We start from the raw sequence: 18,191 nt of genomic DNA on the forward strand, positions 1-18,191 counted from the left end.
ACCTATTTAACCAACTGTAGAAAAATCAAAGACATTCAAGAAATCACGCGCACGTTGAGTTTTTGGTTGCCTGAAAAATAATCTCGCATCACTTTCTTCTACAATTTGTCCCTTTTCAAGAAAAATCACACGATCTGCTATCGCTTTTGCAAACTGTAGCTCATGCGTCACAATAATCATTGTCCTACCTTCATGTGCAAGTTCCCCAATCAACTCTAAAACTTCTCTAACCATTTCAGGGTCAAGTGACGCTGTAACTTCATCAAATAGAAGCACTTCAGGATGTAAAAGTAAACTTCTCACAATAGCAACCCTTTGCATCTGACCGCCAGATAACTCGTGAGGATAACTATTTTCTTTTCCTTCTAAACCAACTCGCTTAAGTAGTTTTAATGCCTCGCCCTTCACTTCCTCTACTGACCTTTTTTGAACCTTTACTGGTGCTAATAAAAGATTTTTTAGAACTGTTAAGTGTGGGAAAAGGTCGTAGGATTGAAATACCATACCAATTTTTTGGCGAACAAGAGGAAGATTTTTAGACTCTTTTAAAATTTCCTTGCCTTCAAGTTCAACTCTTCCTGCTTGAATTGGTTCCAAGCCATTGATACAACGAAGTAATGTTAATTTTCCACAACCTGACGGACCTAGAATGACTAAAACTTCACCCTCTTCAACGGAAAACGAAACTTGATTGAGAATCTTTTGCTCGCCATAAGATTTTTCAATATCTTTAAGTTCTAAAATTGTTGCCAAATGATTCACTCCTTCCAACGTTTTTCTAAATAAACTGACAATCTCGAGATTGGAAAACAAACAGCAAAATACATCATAAAGATTAAGCCATAAATCCAAATTGCGGTGCTAGGTACCGTCAAACGATTAGCTTCAATAATCTCTTGACCAACTTTTACCACTTCGACAACACCAATCAAAACAATTAATGACGTTGTTTTAATCATTCGTGTCATTAGGTTAACCGCTTGGGGTAATAATTGTCGTAAAATTTGTGGCATAACAACGTAAATGAATAACTGTCGATTGTTTAATCCCAGAGCAAGACCACTTTCAATTTGGTGTTTTGGTAGTGATGTCAACGCTCCGCGAACAAGATCTCCCATCTCAGCTGTTCCCCACATTGAAAAGACAATAAGTGCTGCTACTTCACCAGATAAATTGAGATTAAAAGTTCTAGCTAAACCAAAATAAACAAGAAAGAGCAAGACTAATTGTGGCATGATTCGAATAAATTCTAGATAGATTTGTGAAATAAAGCGAATCACTCTAAAGCGTGAAATCATTATAAAACCAAACAAGAATCCTAAAACCACTGAAATAAGAATGGACACTAGGGAAATATTAATCGTAACTAACAGTCCTTTAAGGAGTCGCAAAAGATTATTTCCCTGAAACAGCACCTGTAGTCCTGAAACCTGCATGATGCAACCTCCTTTCTAGTATCCTTGCCAATAGTGAAATCGGTAAAAGAATAATCAAGTAAGCAACTACCAACATTAACAACGCCTCATCGGTCTCATAATACAGTCCAATCAAATCCTTAGCAATGTACATCAAATCAGCAAGTGCAACAATTGAAAAGACAGACGTCTCTTTGACAAGAAAGATGATATTAGCAACCAACGACGGAAGTGCAACTGCGATTGCTTGAGGAAGGATGACATAAAAAACATTCTGAAGATGTGATAATCCGATGCTCAAACCAACTTCATACTGTCTTTTGGACACCGCTTCCAACCCTGAACGAAATGACTCTGCCATGTAAGAGCCACCTAAAAAAATTAGACCAACAATCGCACAAAGCTCCGATGGTAAAACCACTCCAACTTTAGGCAAGCCATAATAGAGAAAATAAAGCTGTATCAAAAGTGGCGTGTTACGAGACAATTCAATATAAATCTGGCAAATTTGACTTAAAATAGCTACATTGTAGTACTTAATCAAACTAATGAAAAAGCCTAAAATAATCGCTCCCAAGATGCCAAATAGAGCCAAACGAATCGTAAGCACCAAAGCTTGTTGATACAAGGGAATATTCTCATAAACAAAGCCCCAATCTAACATAATATCCCTCCAAACGTTATAAAGGTATTATAAAGAATTCTTCTATAGTCGTGTACTCTAAATATTTTATGCTGTGACATAAGTATTTTTTATAGCACAACACTTAAAAAGAAGCTGAAATGTATCAGCCTCCTTTTTTTTAGGTAGTTAGTTCAGTTGATAAAACCAGTCATAACATAGATTTTTACTTCTTCTTTTTCAATAATCTCATAAGAGCCATCTATATCACTGGGTCAATATTTAATTCTGGAATAATTCGTGTCAAAAATTGTTTTGTGCGTTCTTCTTTTGGTCGTGTAAAGAATTCTTTCGGGTCACCTTCTTCTATGATATGCCCACCTTCCATAAAGATAACATGGGTAGCAACATCACGCGCAAAACTCATTTCATGCGTCACGACAACCATGGTCACTCCTTCTTGCGCCAATTCTTTCATGACATCAAGAACGTCACCGATTAATTCAGGGTCAAGGGCTGATGTCGGCTCGTCAAACAAAATCACTTCTGGCTTAACAGCAATTGCACGCGCAATTCCGATACGTTGCTGCTGACCACCTGATAACTGACTTGGATAATAATCTCTTTTATCAAGAAGTCCTACTTTTTTTAGGGCATTTTCAGCAATAGGAATTGCCTTTTCCTTTGGAACTTTTCTGGCAATCACTAAGCCTTCTAAAATATTTTCAAGCGCTGTTTTATTAGCAAATAGATTATAATTTTGAAAAACAAAAGCAGTCTTTTTACGAATCTCTAGCACATCTTTGCGGTTGATTTTAGCTAAATCATAAGTCTTTCCATCCAGTTCTAATTCACCCGAATCAGCATGTTCTAGGTAATTTAATGACCTTAAAAAGGTTGTTTTTCCTGATCCCGATGGTCCCAAAATAACGACAACATCTCCTTGATTAACCGTCAAACTAATCCCATCTAAAACTTTCTTTTCTCCAAAAGATTTCTCAATATTTTTAACTGTTAGCATAAATTTCTCCTCACATTATCCCACCAGTTGGCTTTGTTTTTCCAGAAATTTAAAGATGTACTGAATCACTCCACATATAACAATGTAGATAATGAAAATAACAAAATAAGATTCAAAATAATGATAACCATAAGCAGCCTCCACTTTCGCAATCGCTGTAATATCTTTCACTGTCATCACAAAAACAAGAGAGGTACCTTTGACAAGATTAATCACCAAATTACAGAGATTTGGCAATGCCTGACGGATGGCTTGGGGAAAGACAATTCTCAGATAAGCCTGCTTTGCCGTCAAACCAATCGCAAGAGCCGCCTCTAACTGCCCCTTATTAACCGTCAAAATTGCAGAGCGAATAATTTCTGAAAGACTCCCAGTTGTCATAAGTCCAAAGATAACATAGGCATAATAAATCGGATTTAACTCAAAAATATTGATGCCAAGAGCTTTTAAAAATTGGTTTAATAAACTAGGAAATAAACTATAAAAGAATAAAATTAATAAAATAGCTGGCGTAGAGCGGATAAAAGCAAGGTATATCACTGAAAAAGTAGTTACACCTTTTACCTTATAGATACGACCAATTGCCAAGAAAAGAGCCGGGACAAAGCTCAACAAAATGGAAACCACCATAATGCCTAGCGTCACTGGAATACCAGCAAGGGCTTTAACAAATGTTTCAACAATATAAGAAAAATCCATAATCTCCTCCTTAGCCCCCTTTTGTTTCCAATTGATTTTCGACAATATGAGTCACTACAGATAATATCAGTGCTAAAATCCAATAAATAACGGCAACCGCTGTGTAAGTTTCTAATGAATAATTGCCCATATTTCTAGAAATGATGAGGTTGCCTTCACCCATCAAATCCACCAAACCAATCGTATAGGCAAGGGCAATATCTTTTAATAAATTAATCACCGCACTAGTGATGTTAGGAAGAGCAATTCTGAAAGCTTGTGGCAAAAGAATTCGAACAAAGGTCTGCGGCTCACTTAAACCAATACTAAGACCAGCTTCTAGTTGTCCTTTTGGCAAGGCTAAATACGAAGATTTAAAGACTTCTGAAATACTTGCCGCAAAGAGCAAAGTCATTGCTAAAATCACAAATATCGAACGAGACCAGCCATTTACATCAATCCCTAACCACCATTCTAAAAAACGAGGTAAACCATAAAAAACAAGGAAGATAAGAACAATTGGTGGGGTACATCTTAAGGTAAACACATAACCTCTAGCAAATGATGAATAGCCATGCTCAGCTGATACCTGTGCCCAAGCTAGTAAAAATCCTAATAAACTTCCTAACAAAACAGTTAATGCCAAGACCCATAAGGTAAGAGGTAGAGCTGATAAAATATCTGGAATTACTCTTATTACACGAGACGGTTCATAAGAAACCATAGCTACCTCCTAATCTGTTACATAACTAAAGACATCTTCTCCAAAGTATTTTTCTGAAAGTTTAGCAATTGTGCCATCTTTTTGCAATTCCTTGATGGCTTTATCGTATTCTTTTGCAAATGCTTTATTAGTATCATTTTTATGAATCAATGGGTAAGTTTCAATTCCCTTATATGGGAACCATGTCAATTGGTCAGCGTATTGATGATAAGCACCGTCTTCTTTTTGGACGGCTTCTTCAAATGACAATTTAATTGAGAAGTAAGCATCGTAACGACCTTCAAGAACCCAAGCATATGCATCAGCAACTGAGAAACTTTCAGATTCTTTGAGTTCAATCGGGTGCTTAGCTTTTTTGTTGTATTCTTGAATAACATTATACTGTGCGTTTTGTGGTGAGATTGGAACTAATTTACCGCCTGCTTTAGCAAAGGAATCAATATTTTTATATTTGTTTTCGTCAGCTTTTCGAACAGCAAAGCCAATCACACTAGCTCCGATAGCTTGGTCAGGAATAACAAATTTTTGGGCGCGTTCTTCAGTGTACCAAGCCCCTTTGACTCCGATGTCGTACTTGCCAGATTCAAGTCCGATTAACAAATCTTCATCACTTGTCCCAGTGTATTCAAATTTATAATTTTTTAATTTATCATCTACGGCTTTTAAGACCGCAACTTCAAATCCATCACTTTCCCCTTTATCATTAACAAAGTCATAAGGGACATAGTTTTGCGTGTGAGCGACTTGTAAGGTCGTCACTTTATCAGAACTTGATTGTGAACAGTCTGCACTTGCTGATGTCTTACCTGTTAATTGACGTCCCACAACTGTAGCTGCCACAATCGCTAAAACAACTCCACCTGAAATAATCCATTTTTTCTTGCTCATATAACCCACTCCTTTTTTTACCTAAAACTTTTCCCTAATTCCTAAAAACTTTTAAAATCCGACAGCTTCTTTGAGGACCACTTCATCGTAAGTAGCTACAGCTTCTTTAACCCAAGCAATGCGCTCTGATGCAATATCACTTGGAACTGTGCAATCAGCTCCGATAACCACGCCTTGACGTCCAGTTTCATCAAGCAATTCTCTGACTCTTGCTTGAATAGCTTCTTTACTACCTTTATACAAAAGACCCGACTCTGTATTGTTAAAACCACCAAGAACAGTTTTGCCACCAAATAGCTGACGCCCTTTTGCTAGACTAACACCTTCCAATTCAACCGCCCAGTTAATGACATCTGCTGGATAATCTGTATAGTAAGAAATATCATTGGTTGCTCCTTCATAACCGCAGATATGAAGAATGTTTGTTCCACCTGCTGAAATAGCACGATGCAAAATATGGAGTTCACTCGGTTTAATCACATGATCATATTCGTCATGACTCAAACGTGAATCTTGCAAATTCTGAACACTGAGATAAATGCCATCAACCCCAGCTTCTTCAATCAATCGTTTTGTCAAAAGTCCGATATCAAAAGCAATCACATCCAAAACTTGTTTTGTCAATTCAGCATCTTCTTTGATGAAATCTTCAATAATGTGATCACCGTTGCCACCTTTACCAGCCAAATGCCATTTAAGATAAGTCGCTGGAGCAAAGATATTATAAAAAGAAGCAATGTCTTCAGGAAAATCCTCACGAATCTTTTTAGCCAGTTCAACTTGTTTATTAATCCAAGGATGATTTTCGCCAATAGACTTAATCCCCTCAAGGTCTCTAATTGAGGTAATCCCTTCACGAATGAAATCATTTGGATAAGTGAAGAAACCATCGCTCATGATTTTTACAAAATCAGGATTGACGTCTGAAATAAATTTTTGGTGTCCTGCAATGTTTTTATTAAAGATAACAGGATTGAAACCATCGCTTCGTTCATCATCACTTGTGAAATGATACCAAAATCCGACTGGAACTTTGTCAACTGTTTCATTTTTAAATGCTTTTAAAACCCATTCTCTCTTTGTTGTCATTAGCGTAATCTCCTTTTCATTTGGTATGGCAATTATACTATCACGCTTTAAAAGTCTTGAAAAATCTATTTTATTTATGCTCAGCCATAAAAATGAGTTATGATACCAAAAAGTTAAAAAAAGAAAGCTAAGAAACTTTTCTCAGCTTTCTTTTTACTCATAAGGTAAATGTGTCAAACTCTTTAGACTATTAATGCGAACAATGTCTTCCTTTCGAATTTGAGATGATTCTTTATTAGTTTGATAGGCTTTGAAGGAAGAAAATTTTAAAAAAATAAGAAGAGATATGACAAGAATAATTGTAACAGCAATTGAGCTATTTCTTAAGTGCTTTTCTGTTAAGAGCATTGACACGTCACCTCCGAGTAGCTTTCTAAGCTTATTGTAACAGCTTATGCTACTTTAGAAAAATCTATTCTTTTTATCGCTAGCCATAAAATCAAGTAATGATTAAGGTCATTTATCACCCGCTATAGGATTTTTTTATCAAGGCTTTAGATATTCTTATCAGAATTTTGCTGATTTTTTAATCTTTTTCATCTATAATAAGTAACAATTATTACAAGAAGGGATGATGTTTTATGAATTTCCAACAATGTCGTTATGTCGAAGTCGTCGCTCGTGTAGGCTCATTTAGCCAAGCTGCTAAGGAATTATACATGACTCAGCCCAACTTGTCTTGCTCAATTAAAGATTTAGAAAATGAATTAGGTGTTCAACTCTTCACGCGCTCTAATACAGGAGCTCGTTTAACCGAAGACGGTCATGATTTTTTGAAATATGCTAAGCGTATCATTGGTGAATTGGATTTGCTGCAGCAACGCTATCATGACGAATTCAAAAAAAGCTTTACGGTTGCCTCACACCACTATGATTTTCTCTCGATTCCTCTTGCTAAAGTCGCCCAAGAATTCAAGCAGGATTATCAGGAATTCCAAACCATTGAAACGACCACTAAAAAAATCTTGGACAGTGTCGCTTCTTTTGAAGCTGACCTTGGGATTATTTACCTAGATGATGAGAATGAACACATTTTAACATCAGCTTTGCAATATCATGATTTGGAATTTACCTCGCTTGGCGAATTTCCAACGCGTGTCTTTTTACGCCGTGACCATCCATTGGCTCACAAATCTGTCATTTCAGAAACAGACTTAAAAGGCTATAATCAAATACGCTTTCGTCAAGAACAGTCTGGACTGAATTTTGATGAAGATGCTCTTGATATTCATGATCAACAACGCATTCTCTACAGTAATGACCGTGGAACTGTCATGAATTTACTCTGTGCAACAGACGCTTACGCTTCAGGTCTTGGCATTGTTAATAGTTTTGTCAAAGACCAGATTGTTCTCATACCTTTGCAAAATAGTCCTAAACACACACTAGGTTATGTGACCAATCGTAAGAAAAAACTCTCTGAGATCGGAGCAAGTTTCATCAATGAAATCAAACTCAGCTTAGAAGAATTCTCAGACAAGAGTCAACTTTTCTAGTTCAAGTCTTATCTTTTAAGCTTGTAAGCCTTTTATGCTAGAATAAAGAAAAAAGGAGGACGCTTATGGAATTTAAAACCTTAAACAACGGTGTTCAAATCCCCAAACTTGGCTTTGGTGTTTGGCAAATGTTTGACCAAGATGAATGTCAAAAAGCCGTGGAAAACGCCCTTGAAGTGGGCTATCGCCTGATTGACACAGCTGCGCTTTATCGTAATGAAGAGGCTGTCGGCAATGCCATTAAAGCTTCAGGTACCAAACGAGAAGAGATTTTCATCACTACGAAAGCTTGGATTAATCAGCTTGGCTATGACGAAACCAAAAAAGCTTTTGAAGAAAGTCTTAAAAAACTTGGTACTGATTACCTTGACCTCTATCTCATTCACCAACCATACGGTGATACTTATGGCGCTTGGCGTGCTATGACTGACCTTTATAAAGAAGGTCTCATTCGAGCAATCGGTGTTTCCAATTTCTCAACTGGACGCATCGCTGATTTTGCCTTAAATACTGAAATTGTTCCAGCCCTCAACCAGATTGAACTTCATCCTTACAAACAACAAAACTTACTTCGCAAGGCTAATGCAGAATTTGGTATAGCAACACAAGCTTGGAGTCCATTCAACCAAGGAAAGGATGATATTTTCAAGGATGTTACCTTAAATAGCATTGCTGAAAAATATGGTAAAACCGTTGCTCAAGTCATTCTTCGCTGGCAAATTCAAAATGATATTTTGACCATTCCAAAATCTGTTCACCTAGATCGTATCAGACAAAACTTTAACGTTTTTGATTTTGAACTCAGCCAAAATGACCTTGATACCATCGCAAAACTCGACCGTTTCCCAAACAACTATGGACCAAATGAAAGCATCGAACAAGTCAAACGACTTTCAGGTTATAAAGCATAAAAAATTAAGGCAGCAAGATTTGCTGCCTTTTTGTTTGTCATTATTTACAAACTAACCACAAATGTGATGGTATCGTCTTTATAATTTACAGAGATATTGCCCTTGAAAAGTTTGACCATGGTTTGTGCCATTGATAAACCAATGCCATAACCCGAAGTCTTGTTGTTATGCGATTCATCTTCTCGGTAAAAACGCTCAAAGAATTTCGTATAATCAACGTCTTTTCCTTTGGTGTAGGTATTAGAAATTTCAAGTTTAGCTTTTGACAATCTGTTCTTGCTAAGAGTCACCGAAACCTTGCCAGCTGGATCACAATATTTATTGGCATTATCAACCAAAAGTGTGACAAGTTCAAACAACGATTTTTCTTCAGCCTTAACATGAATATTTGGCTGAATATCCATAACGAATTCTTTGCCATCCTTGATAACTGGCCCTTTAAAGTCTTCGGCAGCATCTCTAGCAATATCTGAAAAATTCACATTAGTAAGGACCAACTCAGGCTGTTCTTCCAAGCGTGCCATGGCAACTAAGCTATTAATCAAACCAGTCATTCGTTCCACTTGATCATTAGTGCTTTTAGTCCACTCTGACTCACCATTCATCAACTCAACCAGTTCATTGTTAGCTGAAATGATAGCAAGAGGCGTCTTCAATTCATGCCCTGCATTGGTGATAAAACGACGTTGCCGCTCATAATTGCGAATAAATGGCTTAATCACCTTACCAGACACAATTGAAATCACTAAAACAAAGAAAATAAAACTAACCCCTGACATCCAAATCGACAAATGCACCAAAGCCATATTATCTCTAAATTGATTAGTCGAATCTAGTACCACGATTAAATCGCTACGACGACTAGTCTCAGCTACCATGTAAGAATAAGTGTGGTGGTGGTAAGAAAAATCTCCTCTCGTATCCTTAGAATGATTGATTCTTTCCAAAAATTCTTTGACTTCTTGGTCCGTCAAATCAGAAATATTACTAGAATTTAAGGAGATGATATTGCCGTCGTGGTCCATTTTAGCGCTAAAATAGCGGTATTGAAAAAGAGTATCAACTGAAACCGTATCTCCTAACTCACTAGTCGTTTTTGAAATGCTAGGAAAACTTCCCCCATTATCAGAAAGGAGAGTCAAGATTTTATTAATCTCATCAACAGTTTGAACATGACGAGCTGAATTCAAAACCCCAACAACAGAAAACAGCACAATTAGAATCGCTAAAGAGGCAATAGCAATAAAACGTAGACGAAGTTTACGAAACATAGCGCCACCTATAATTCTTTCAATTCATAATCACCCATGTCTTCTCCTTCAATCACAAGATTGGCTCCAACAGATTGAAGTTTTTGACGAAGATAGGAAACGTAAATAAAAACATAACCTTCATCAATATCAGGATCGTCTTTATCATTTGCCCAGACGTGATTGAAAAGCTGCTCCGTTGAGAGTTTCTTGCCAGGATTTAACATAAAAAACTCAAGCATCTTAGCTTCTTTTCCTGCTAAGCGGATGGTATTTTGACTAGCTAGTTCTTGCTCACCAACATTTAGAGTAACGCTTCCCAGTTTTAAAATATTCGATGTAAAGTTGGTATCCACTCGACGTGACATCGAGCGAAGGCGCGCAAGCAATTCTTTTAGCGAAAATGGTTTAGTAAGATAATCATCCGCTCCTGCATCAAGCCCTGTCACACGGTCATCAATTTCAGCCATGGCTGTTAGCATGATAATGTGAGATTGATTACCGGTTTGACGAATTTCTTGCACAGCTTGAATCCCTGTTTTTCTTGGCATCATAATGTCCATGACCATAACATCATAGGCGTTTTCTTTAGCTTTATCAACAGCTGCTTGTCCATCAAAAACCGAATCAACCTCATACCCTTCATGTGTAAGAGCGGTTGTCAACACGCGGTTCATCTGAACTTCATCTTCTGCTATAAGTACTTTCATAATTAATCGTCTCCTTCAAGTCGAGAACTTTCCTGAATCAAATTACGAATGGTCTGCATCGTCAAATCACATGATGCTAATTCATCAGCACAGCGTTTTAGCTCCCTTACAATACGTTTTGGATCTTTAATGTCATGCTTGTATTTCATCTGATGTTCCAAACTCGCCCAGGAGTCCATAGCAATGGTGCGAAGCTGAACCTCGATAAAGTATGAGCCCTGCTCATTTCCAAGACAATCTGGATAAGGGGTCTCAACCTCTACAATCATGTGATAAGAACGATAACCATTTGGTTTGGCATTTTTGATGTAGTCTTTTTCAACGACAATCCTGCAATCTTCAAAAGAATGAATCACATCTACCAAACGGTAAATATCGTCAACAAAGCCACAAACAATACGTAAACCGATACTGTCACGAATTTGTCGTAGAGCTGACTCCGTTGAGACTTCAAAACCTTTTCGTTGACATTTTTCAACCATGCTTTCTTGTGTCTTAATTCGCGATATAAAATGCTCAAATAACTTATAACCTGTCTCTTTCTTGGTCAGGTCATTTTTTTCTTGAATACGCTGGCTAAAGTCTTCTAAAATCAAAGGAAGATAATCAGCGTATTTTCCATATATAGATTCTGTCATAATTTTTCCTAACTAAATGTTACTGTCATTATAACAAATTATCTTAAAATAAGGATAAATCAAACTTCCTATCAAAAAAGAGACCATTAGGTCTCTTTTTTAGGCTACTTCAAATTGTGAATTGTATAGGTCGGCGTAGAAACCACCTTGTGTCATCAAATCATCGTGATTGCCTTGTTCAATGATGTTACCATCTTTCATGACAAGAATTAAATCAGCATTCTTGATTGTTGATAAACGGTGGGCAATCACAAATGATGTGCGACCTTCCATCAATTTATCCATGGCTTTTTGAATCAACTCTTCTGTACGTGTATCGACTGATGATGTTGCTTCATCTAGAATAAGAAGCGGAGCATCTTTCAAGAGGGCACGCGCAATGGTCAAGAGTTGTTTTTGACCAATTGAAAGGGTAACAGAATCATCAAGGTATGTGTCATAGCCATCAGGAAGCGTCATGATAAAGTGATGAACACCAACTGCTTTAGCTGCTGCTACTACTTGTTCATCAGTGACATTTTCTTGGTTATAAATCAAGTTTTCTTTGATTGTTCCTTCAAAGAGCCAAGTATCCTGAAGCACCATTGAGAATTGGTCATGGACTTCTTCTCGTGACATCAAACGTGTGTCAACACCATCGATAGCAATTTGACCTTTATCAATTTCATAGAATTTCATAAGAAGGTTAACGATGGTTGTCTTACCAGCACCAGTTGGTCCAACGATAGCAACCTTTTGACCAGGTTTTGCCACGGCAGAGAAATCATGAATGATTGTTTTATCTTTAGAATAACCAAAGAAGACATTATCAAAGGTAACTTCACCTTTAACATCAGACAATTGACGTTCTTTGTGTGATTCATCTTCCATTTCCTCTTCTTCAAGAAATTCAAAGACTCGGCTCATAGCAGCTGTTGCTGATTGCATTTGTGTGAAGGCTTGAGCGATTTGAGAAAGAGGTTGTGAGAAAATGCGCACGTAAGTCATAAAGGCTACCACATCACCCATGGTAATATCGCCATTAATCACCTTAACTGCACCAACCACACAGACCATAACATAACCAAAGTTACCAATGAAAATCATGAGCGGCATCATAATACCTGATAAGAATTGTGATTGCCACATTGATTTGTAAAGATTTGTGTTAAGTGTTTTAAATGCTTGACTAGTTTCTTCAGATGCGTTGTAGCTTGTCACCACATTGTGACCAGAATAAATTTCTTCGACATAACCATTGACTGCTGCCAAGTTATTTTGTTGGCGTTTAAACAAGGGTTGAGATGACCCCATAATCACAACAACTAGCAAGAAGCCGATAAAGACTGACCCAATTGCTGTTAGCGCCATGCTGACATTTGAATGGAACATCATGAAAATCGAACCAATCAAAAGCACTACTGAAGTGACCAATGTTCCCAAACTTTGGTTAAGAGATTGACCAAGCAAATCCACGTCATTTGTTACACGAGAAAGGGTATCCCCTTGTGAATGACTGTCAAAATAATTTAGCGGCACACGGTCAATTTTAACTTGGATAGCTGCACGCAAACGTTGAGAGAAACGTTGAACGATGGTAGCTACTGTAAAGTTTTGAATGTAACCAACAACTGCAGAAATCACATATAAAATGGCAAGGGTTAAAGCAATTTGTCCAACCTTATCTAGGTCAACACCAGGGATAGTCCCCATTTTAGTTGGTGTCAAGCCTTTCATAATGGTATTTGTAATTTCTTTTAATTTATCAGGACCGATAACAGTAACAGTCGCTGAGATTATGGCTCCAATTACCGCAAGGATAAATGGAAATTGGAAACCTTTAATGTATGGCTTCATTCTGCTATAGAAAGATGCTTTTTTCTTATTTTCCATTTTCTAATTCCTCCTTAGATAATTGTGAGTAGGCAATTTCACGATAAACTTCATTATTTGCAAGCAATTCTTCGTGAGTACCTTGACCAACTACTTTTCCTTCATCCAAGACTAAGATTTGATCGGCATCCATGATTGTTGAAATACGTTGAGCAACAATCAACTTCGTCATGTCAGCTGTACGCTCTTTCAATTGAGAACGAAGGATTCGGTCAGTCTTATAATCAAGCGCTGAGAATGAATCATCAAAGATGATAATTTCAGGTTTACGAGCAAGTGCACGCGCAATTGCCAAACGTTGTTTTTGACCACCTGAGAAGTTTTGACCACCTTGAGAGACTTGGGCTTTCAATTGACCTTCTTTACTTTCAACGAAGTCTTTACCTTGTGCCAAATCAAGTGCTTCCCACATCTTGTCATCATCAAGCGGTGAACTATTGCTATCACCCATGTCCATATTTGAAGCAATGTCTCCACTAAAGAGCACAGCTTTTTGCGGAATATAACCCACAATCTTGTGAAGGGTATCATGATCGTAATCACGAACGTCAACACCGTCAACTTTGATTGTTCCTTCACTTGCATCGTAGAAACGAGGAATCAAATTAACTAGAGTAGATTTACCAGAACCTGTTGATCCGATAAAGGCAACCGTATCACCTGCTTTAGCTTTGAAGGAAACATGTTCCAAAACAGCTTCTGAGTGATCGCTATAGCGGAAAGACACATCATCAAATTCTACAGAACCTTTTTCGGCTGGTTGAACTTTACTTTCTTCTGGATAAAGTACTGATGGTTTTGTATCTAAAACTTCATTGATACGACCAGCAGCAACAACTGCACGGGGAAGAATGAAGAAGACAATAATCATCATCATAAATCCAATGACCACCTGCATGGCATATGATGAATAAACCACCATATCTGAGAAGATATTAACTTTATCTTGCATAGCACCAGCGATTTTAGTTGGATCTTTTGGAATAGCAATATCCTCAATCAAGAAGGCACCGATCCAATAAATTGCCAAAGTCATCCCACTTGAAATACTTGTCATAACTGGCGACATCAAAGCCATTGAACGGTTGATAAAGAGGTTAAAGTTTGTCACGTTATCATTGGCTTTGGCAAATTTACCATCTTGGTAACTTTCAGCATTGTATGCACGAACAACACGAATACCAGTCAATGATTCACGCGTGATACTGTTCAATTTATCGGTTAATTTTTGAATCATGCGTTGTTTTGGCATTACCATCATGAGCAAGAAAATCAACATCAAAATCATGACAGCCACTGCTACAACCAGCACCATCAACCACTCATGGTTTTTATCAGCAATCTTCGTAATAGCCCAGATTGCCATAATTGGTCCTTTGGTAATAACTTGAAGTCCCATGGTAAAGACCAACTGAATTTGAGTAATATCGTTTGTTGTACGTGTTAATAGACTTGGAATTGAAAATTTCTTGATTTCCGCATCTGAAAAGTCCAAAACACTATGGAAAATATCATCACGCAAACGCGTACTGAAACTTGCTGCGATGCGTGCGGCTAAGAATCCGACAACTACAGAGGCTGCAAAACTTCCTAAAGAAAGCAAGACCATACGCATACCTGGGGCATCTAGATTCCAAGCAAAAATATCTTTTGCTTTTGTTCCTTGAGTTGAGAGCAAGGATGTGATGTCAGACATGTAATCTGGAATTTTCAAATCCAAGAAAACATTCAAACACACAAATAAGACGGCGATAATCATCATGATGATTTCTTTTGCCGTTAAACGTTTAAAAATTTTTAACATGCGTTACTCCTTGTTTTCTAAGTTTTTCAAAATGCGATCAAAGACACGACCAGAAATTTCTAGTTCCTCACGGCTAATACCATCAAAAATTTGCTTATGAATGGCAACATGAAAAGCATCGATGTCTTTGGATTTTGCTTTGCCCAGCTCAGTCAAGACGACACGCTTATAACGCTTATCAACCTCTGACGGAACCACCTCAATAAAGCCATTTTTTTCCATTCGTTTAATCAAATTACTAGTCACAGATTTTGAAATCTTCAGTTTACGCTCAATATCTTTGATGAAAACTTCCTTGTCTTCATTTTCACGTAAATAAAGCACTGCAAAGCCCTGCGGACCAGCAAGATTTTCGACACCGTGCTGCTCACCGAGTTCATGTACCCGATTCTCCATCAAATTAATAAAATATCTAAATTGTGAAAAGGGATCTTTGTCTCGCATTTTTTCCTCACTTTCTGAAATTTTTCAAGATTTATTCTTGTAAAATACATTGTAGTTCTTATGAGAACTAATGTCAAGAAAAAAGTTCTCATGGAAATTATTTTTTTGACCAATAAAAAAAGAAAAGCTGCATTAACAACTTTTCTAGATGATAATACCTTCTAAGTGGTCTAGTTCATGCTGGCAGATTTGTGCTGCTAAACCAGTTAATGTTAGGCTTTGTTTATTCCAATTCTTGTCCATAAAAGTGACATCAATTTTTTGATAGCGACGTGTCGGACGTGATCCCAATAAAGACAAACAAGATTCTTCCGTATCAAAAGGAAGAGATTTATTTGTCATAACTGGATTAAACATCACCAAATCTGCCAAGCCCATATTGACAATAATCACGCGTTTTTTAACACCAATCATATTCGCTGCCATTCCAATGCAATTAGCACGATTCGCATTTAAGGTATCCTGCAAATCTTGCGCTAAATACAAATCCTCTTTTGTAGCTTCTTGCGACTTTTGCGCCAAGAAAAAAGTATCTTTTACAATCTCTTTAATCATGATTTCTCCAAAAATAATTCCATAATGTCAAAATCGATAGACTTGCCATCAATTTCCATAAAGCCTTCAAAGGTTCCAATCCTACGAAAACCTAAACTTTCATAAAGGTGAATAGCCCTTTTGTTGTCCGTACGAACTTCAAGTGAGAGAATTTTAAGACCTGATTGTCGACTAAGATTGATTAAGCGCGTTAAGAGTTTACGCCCAATGCCTTTATTCCAATAGGCTTTTTTAACTGCAATTCCAATTTCTGCACGGTGTGACAAACGTTTTTTTCGAAAACTTCTACAATTACAACTTCCAACAATTTGACCGTTTTCTTCTGCTAATAAAAAATATGACATCTTGTCATTTTGAAATTTTGCTAAGATTTTCTCTTCCTCAGCAACAGAAAGTCCCATCCCTTCACTGCCATAAGAAAGATTATCTGTCTCTGAACCAACCTGATTACAAAATTCAAGCAGATTTTTAGCATCTTTAACAGTTACTTCTCTCACTTCAATCATAAGAAGACCTCTCTTTCGATAGAAATATTATAGCAAATTTTTCAAGCAACCAAAAGAGCCCACCTAGGTGAGCTCGATTCGGTTATTTGATATTAGAGAATTAATTTAAGACAAAATGGCTTGTTGAATCCGTCTATACGGTTCTAAGGTAATATGTTAAACAATACCTTGTGCTGACATTGCTTCAGCAACTTTAAGGAATCCAGCAATATTGGCACCAACAACAAGGTTACCTTCTGCATCAAATTCTTTGGCTGCAGCTGCTGCATTTTCGTAAATGCCTTTCATGATGTTGTAAAGTTTAGCATCTACTTCTTCGAATGTCCAAGGTGTACGTTGGCTATTTTGAGCCATTTCAAGGGCTGAGACAGCTACACCACCAGCGTTGGCTGCTTTGGCAGGACCAAATGAAACACCAGCTTTTTGGAAGACTTCGATAGCTTCCAATGTTGAAGGCATGTTTGCACCTTCAGTAACAGCAATGACACCATTGTCAACAAGCATTTTAGCTTGTTCAGCATTGATTTCATTTTGTGTAGCACATGGGAAAGCAAGGTCTGCTTTGATTGACCAGATAGTCCCTTCGTTAGCAGGTGTGAAAGTTGCACTTGGACGAGCTTCAGCGTATTTCACGATACGAGCACGTTCAACTTCTTTCAATTGTTTAAGAAGTGGAACATCGATACCTTCTGGGTCATAAACGTAACCTGATGAATCTGAAACAGCAACAACTTTAGCACCAAGTGATTGAAGTTTTTCAGTTGCGTAAATAGCAACGTTACCTGAACCTGATACAAGAGCTACTTTACCAGCGAAGTCTTCACCACGAGCTTTAAGCATTTGTTCAGCAAAGTAAACAGCACCATAACCAGTTGCTTCTGTACGTGCAAGAGAACCACCGTAAGTAAGTCCTTTACCAGTAAGAACTCCTGTGTATTCATTACGAAGACGTTTGTATTGACCGTAAAGGTAACCAATTTCGCGTCCACCAACACCGATATCACCAGCTGGAACATCAGTGTCAGCACCAATGTGTTTGCTCAACTCAGTCATAAAGCTTTGACAGAAACGCATGATTTCGTTATCTGATTTACCTTTAGGATCAAAGTTAGAACCACCTTTACCACCACCGATTGGTTGACCAGTAAGTGAGTTTTTAAAGATTTGTTCAAATCCAAGGAATTTGATGATTGATTGGTTTACTGATGGGTGGAAACGAAGACCACCTTTGTAAGGACCAATCGCAGATGAGAACTGAACACGGAAACCACGGTTCACTTGAACTTGACCTTTGTCATCAACCCAAGGAACACGGAAAGAAACAATGCGTTCAGGTTCTACCAAACGTTCGAGAAGATTTTCTTCAACGTATTTAGGATATTTATCAAACACTGGAACCAGTGATTCAAACACTTCTTCTACAGCTTGTAGAAATTCGGGCTCATGAGCATTAAGAGCTTTCACCTTTTCAAAGACGCCAGCTACATACTCTTTACCTGTTGTCATATATATGTCCTCCATAAACGAGATTGTAATTTTGTATTACATTAAATATTATAAATTTTCTG

The 18,191-nt window shown here is 37.5% G+C and carries 19 protein-coding genes; 2 read left to right on the forward strand and 17 right to left on the reverse strand.

The features are described 5' to 3' along the window. Nucleotides 1–6: 6 nt before the first annotated feature. The 8 genes from SFC32_RS02995 to SFC32_RS03030 form a co-directional block, all read right to left on the reverse strand. Nucleotides 7–753, reverse strand: a complete 747-nt coding sequence (locus SFC32_RS02995) for an amino acid ABC transporter ATP-binding protein (RefSeq protein ID WP_411049740.1) — start codon at nt 751–753, stop codon at nt 7–9. Nucleotides 754–758: 5 nt separating this feature from the next. Further along, the gene (locus SFC32_RS03000) at nt 759–1,436 is read right to left on the reverse strand and encodes an amino acid ABC transporter permease (RefSeq protein WP_014334857.1); all 678 of its coding nucleotides are present in this window, start codon (nt 1,434–1,436) and stop codon (nt 759–761) included. After that, nucleotides 1,396–2,079 (reverse strand): amino acid ABC transporter permease, encoded by a 684-nt coding sequence (locus SFC32_RS03005; protein ID WP_411049739.1) that lies wholly within the window; start codon nt 2,077–2,079, stop codon nt 1,396–1,398. The genes SFC32_RS03000 and SFC32_RS03005 overlap by 41 nt, the downstream gene beginning before the upstream one ends. 220 nt (nt 2,080–2,299) lie before the next feature. Then, nucleotides 2,300–3,058: an amino acid ABC transporter ATP-binding protein gene (locus SFC32_RS03010; protein WP_006531262.1), complete on the reverse strand. Its 759-nt coding sequence runs from the start codon at nt 3,056–3,058 to the stop codon at nt 2,300–2,302. A gap of 15 nt (nt 3,059–3,073) precedes the next feature. Further along, the gene (locus SFC32_RS03015) at nt 3,074–3,757 is read right to left on the reverse strand and encodes an amino acid ABC transporter permease (RefSeq protein WP_411216628.1); all 684 of its coding nucleotides are present in this window, start codon (nt 3,755–3,757) and stop codon (nt 3,074–3,076) included. A 10-nt stretch (nt 3,758–3,767) separates the two neighbouring features. Further along, nucleotides 3,768–4,460, reverse strand: a complete 693-nt coding sequence (locus SFC32_RS03020; RefSeq protein WP_411050128.1) for an amino acid ABC transporter permease — start codon at nt 4,458–4,460, stop codon at nt 3,768–3,770. Nucleotides 4,461–4,469: 9 nt separating this feature from the next. Further along, nucleotides 4,470–5,348 carry a transporter substrate-binding domain-containing protein gene (locus SFC32_RS03025; RefSeq protein ID WP_411050127.1) on the reverse strand — a complete coding sequence of 293 codons (879 nt, stop codon included), beginning with the start codon at nt 5,346–5,348 and terminating at the stop codon, nt 4,470–4,472. Nucleotides 5,349–5,399: 51 nt separating this feature from the next. After that, nucleotides 5,400–6,437 (reverse strand): uroporphyrinogen decarboxylase family protein, encoded by a 1,038-nt coding sequence (locus SFC32_RS03030; RefSeq protein ID WP_411050126.1) that lies wholly within the window; start codon nt 6,435–6,437, stop codon nt 5,400–5,402. Nucleotides 6,438–7,018: 581 nt separating this feature from the next. Between SFC32_RS03030 and SFC32_RS03035 the strand changes: the two genes are divergently transcribed. Both SFC32_RS03035 and SFC32_RS03040 read left to right on the forward strand, forming a co-directional pair. Further along, entirely contained in the window at nt 7,019–7,933 is a 915-nt protein-coding gene (locus SFC32_RS03035) for a LysR family transcriptional regulator (RefSeq protein ID WP_074626696.1), read from the forward strand. 65 nt (nt 7,934–7,998) lie between these two features. Beyond that, nucleotides 7,999–8,844: an aldo/keto reductase gene (locus SFC32_RS03040; RefSeq protein WP_411050125.1), complete on the forward strand. Its 846-nt coding sequence runs from the start codon at nt 7,999–8,001 to the stop codon at nt 8,842–8,844. Between the two features lie 44 nt (nt 8,845–8,888). Here the strand turns inward: SFC32_RS03040 and SFC32_RS03045 are convergent, their stop codons facing one another. The 9 genes from SFC32_RS03045 to gdhA all read right to left on the reverse strand — a co-directional run bounded on the left by SFC32_RS03045 (nt 8,889) and on the right by gdhA (nt 18,129). After that, entirely contained in the window at nt 8,889–10,115 is a 1,227-nt protein-coding gene (locus tag SFC32_RS03045; protein ID WP_411050124.1) for a sensor histidine kinase, read from the reverse strand. An 8-nt stretch (nt 10,116–10,123) separates the two neighbouring features. Further along, nucleotides 10,124–10,804, reverse strand: a complete 681-nt coding sequence (locus SFC32_RS03050; RefSeq protein ID WP_074626693.1) for a response regulator transcription factor — start codon at nt 10,802–10,804, stop codon at nt 10,124–10,126. 2 nt (nt 10,805–10,806) lie between these two features. After that, on the reverse strand, nt 10,807–11,442 hold the full coding sequence (locus tag SFC32_RS03055; RefSeq protein WP_411050123.1) for a GTP pyrophosphokinase family protein: 636 nt from the start codon (nt 11,440–11,442) through the stop codon (nt 10,807–10,809). 99 nt (nt 11,443–11,541) lie between these two features. Then, entirely contained in the window at nt 11,542–13,314 is a 1,773-nt protein-coding gene (locus SFC32_RS03060) for an ABC transporter ATP-binding protein (RefSeq protein WP_411050122.1), read from the reverse strand. Further along, a complete protein-coding gene (locus SFC32_RS03065; RefSeq protein ID WP_074563880.1) occupies nt 13,304–15,118 on the reverse strand; it encodes an ABC transporter ATP-binding protein in 1,815 nt (604 codons plus the stop codon). The genes SFC32_RS03060 and SFC32_RS03065 overlap by 11 nt, the downstream gene beginning before the upstream one ends. A 3-nt stretch (nt 15,119–15,121) precedes the next feature. Next, nucleotides 15,122–15,562, reverse strand: coding sequence for a MarR family winged helix-turn-helix transcriptional regulator (locus tag SFC32_RS03070; protein ID WP_039696758.1), 441 nt, complete (start codon nt 15,560–15,562; stop codon nt 15,122–15,124). 144 nt (nt 15,563–15,706) lie between these two features. After that, on the reverse strand, nt 15,707–16,117 hold the full coding sequence (locus tag SFC32_RS03075; RefSeq protein WP_074602165.1) for a peptide deformylase: 411 nt from the start codon (nt 16,115–16,117) through the stop codon (nt 15,707–15,709). Next, nucleotides 16,114–16,623: a GNAT family N-acetyltransferase gene (locus SFC32_RS03080; protein ID WP_411050121.1), complete on the reverse strand. Its 510-nt coding sequence runs from the start codon at nt 16,621–16,623 to the stop codon at nt 16,114–16,116. The genes SFC32_RS03075 and SFC32_RS03080 overlap by 4 nt, the downstream gene beginning before the upstream one ends. A gap of 156 nt (nt 16,624–16,779) precedes the next feature. Continuing rightward, nucleotides 16,780–18,129, reverse strand: coding sequence for an NADP-specific glutamate dehydrogenase (gdhA, locus tag SFC32_RS03085; protein WP_039696755.1), 1,350 nt, complete (start codon nt 18,127–18,129; stop codon nt 16,780–16,782). Nucleotides 18,130–18,191: the final 62 nt, after the last annotated feature.

The organism is Streptococcus sp. TATVAM-FAB8 (assembly GCF_046592795.1).
Lineage (GTDB): Bacteria > Bacillota > Bacilli > Lactobacillales > Streptococcaceae > Streptococcus > Streptococcus ruminicola.

Bases quoted from the DNA above. Each gene is read 5' to 3' on its own strand.
- SFC32_RS03020 (WP_411050128.1), bottom strand. From the start codon at position 4,460: ATGGTTTCTTATGAACCGTCTCGTGTAATAAGAGTAATTCCAGATATT.
- SFC32_RS03045 (WP_411050124.1), bottom strand. From the start codon at position 10,115: ATGTTTCGTAAACTTCGTCTACGTTTTATTGCTATTGCCTCTTTAGCG.
- SFC32_RS03000 (WP_014334857.1), bottom strand. From the start codon at position 1,436: ATGCAGGTTTCAGGACTACAGGTGCTGTTTCAGGGAAATAATCTTTTG.
- SFC32_RS03030 (WP_411050126.1), bottom strand. From the start codon at position 6,437: ATGACAACAAAGAGAGAATGGGTTTTAAAAGCATTTAAAAATGAAACA.
- SFC32_RS03055 (WP_411050123.1), bottom strand. From the start codon at position 11,442: ATGACAGAATCTATATATGGAAAATACGCTGATTATCTTCCTTTGATT.
- SFC32_RS03035 (WP_074626696.1), top strand. From the start codon at position 7,019: ATGAATTTCCAACAATGTCGTTATGTCGAAGTCGTCGCTCGTGTAGGC.
- SFC32_RS03040 (WP_411050125.1), top strand. From the start codon at position 7,999: ATGGAATTTAAAACCTTAAACAACGGTGTTCAAATCCCCAAACTTGGC.
- SFC32_RS03005 (WP_411049739.1), bottom strand. From the start codon at position 2,079: ATGTTAGATTGGGGCTTTGTTTATGAGAATATTCCCTTGTATCAACAA.
- SFC32_RS03010 (WP_006531262.1), bottom strand. From the start codon at position 3,058: ATGCTAACAGTTAAAAATATTGAGAAATCTTTTGGAGAAAAGAAAGTT.
- SFC32_RS03060 (WP_411050122.1), bottom strand. From the start codon at position 13,314: ATGGAAAATAAGAAAAAAGCATCTTTCTATAGCAGAATGAAGCCATAC.
- SFC32_RS03075 (WP_074602165.1), bottom strand. From the start codon at position 16,117: ATGATTAAAGAGATTGTAAAAGATACTTTTTTCTTGGCGCAAAAGTCG.
- gdhA (WP_039696755.1), bottom strand. From the start codon at position 18,129: ATGACAACAGGTAAAGAGTATGTAGCTGGCGTCTTTGAAAAGGTGAAA.
- SFC32_RS03080 (WP_411050121.1), bottom strand. From the start codon at position 16,623: ATGATTGAAGTGAGAGAAGTAACTGTTAAAGATGCTAAAAATCTGCTT.
- SFC32_RS03065 (WP_074563880.1), bottom strand. From the start codon at position 15,118: ATGTTAAAAATTTTTAAACGTTTAACGGCAAAAGAAATCATCATGATG.
- SFC32_RS03025 (WP_411050127.1), bottom strand. From the start codon at position 5,348: ATGAGCAAGAAAAAATGGATTATTTCAGGTGGAGTTGTTTTAGCGATT.
- SFC32_RS03070 (WP_039696758.1), bottom strand. From the start codon at position 15,562: ATGCGAGACAAAGATCCCTTTTCACAATTTAGATATTTTATTAATTTG.
- SFC32_RS03050 (WP_074626693.1), bottom strand. From the start codon at position 10,804: ATGAAAGTACTTATAGCAGAAGATGAAGTTCAGATGAACCGCGTGTTG.
- SFC32_RS03015 (WP_411216628.1), bottom strand. From the start codon at position 3,757: ATGGATTTTTCTTATATTGTTGAAACATTTGTTAAAGCCCTTGCTGGT.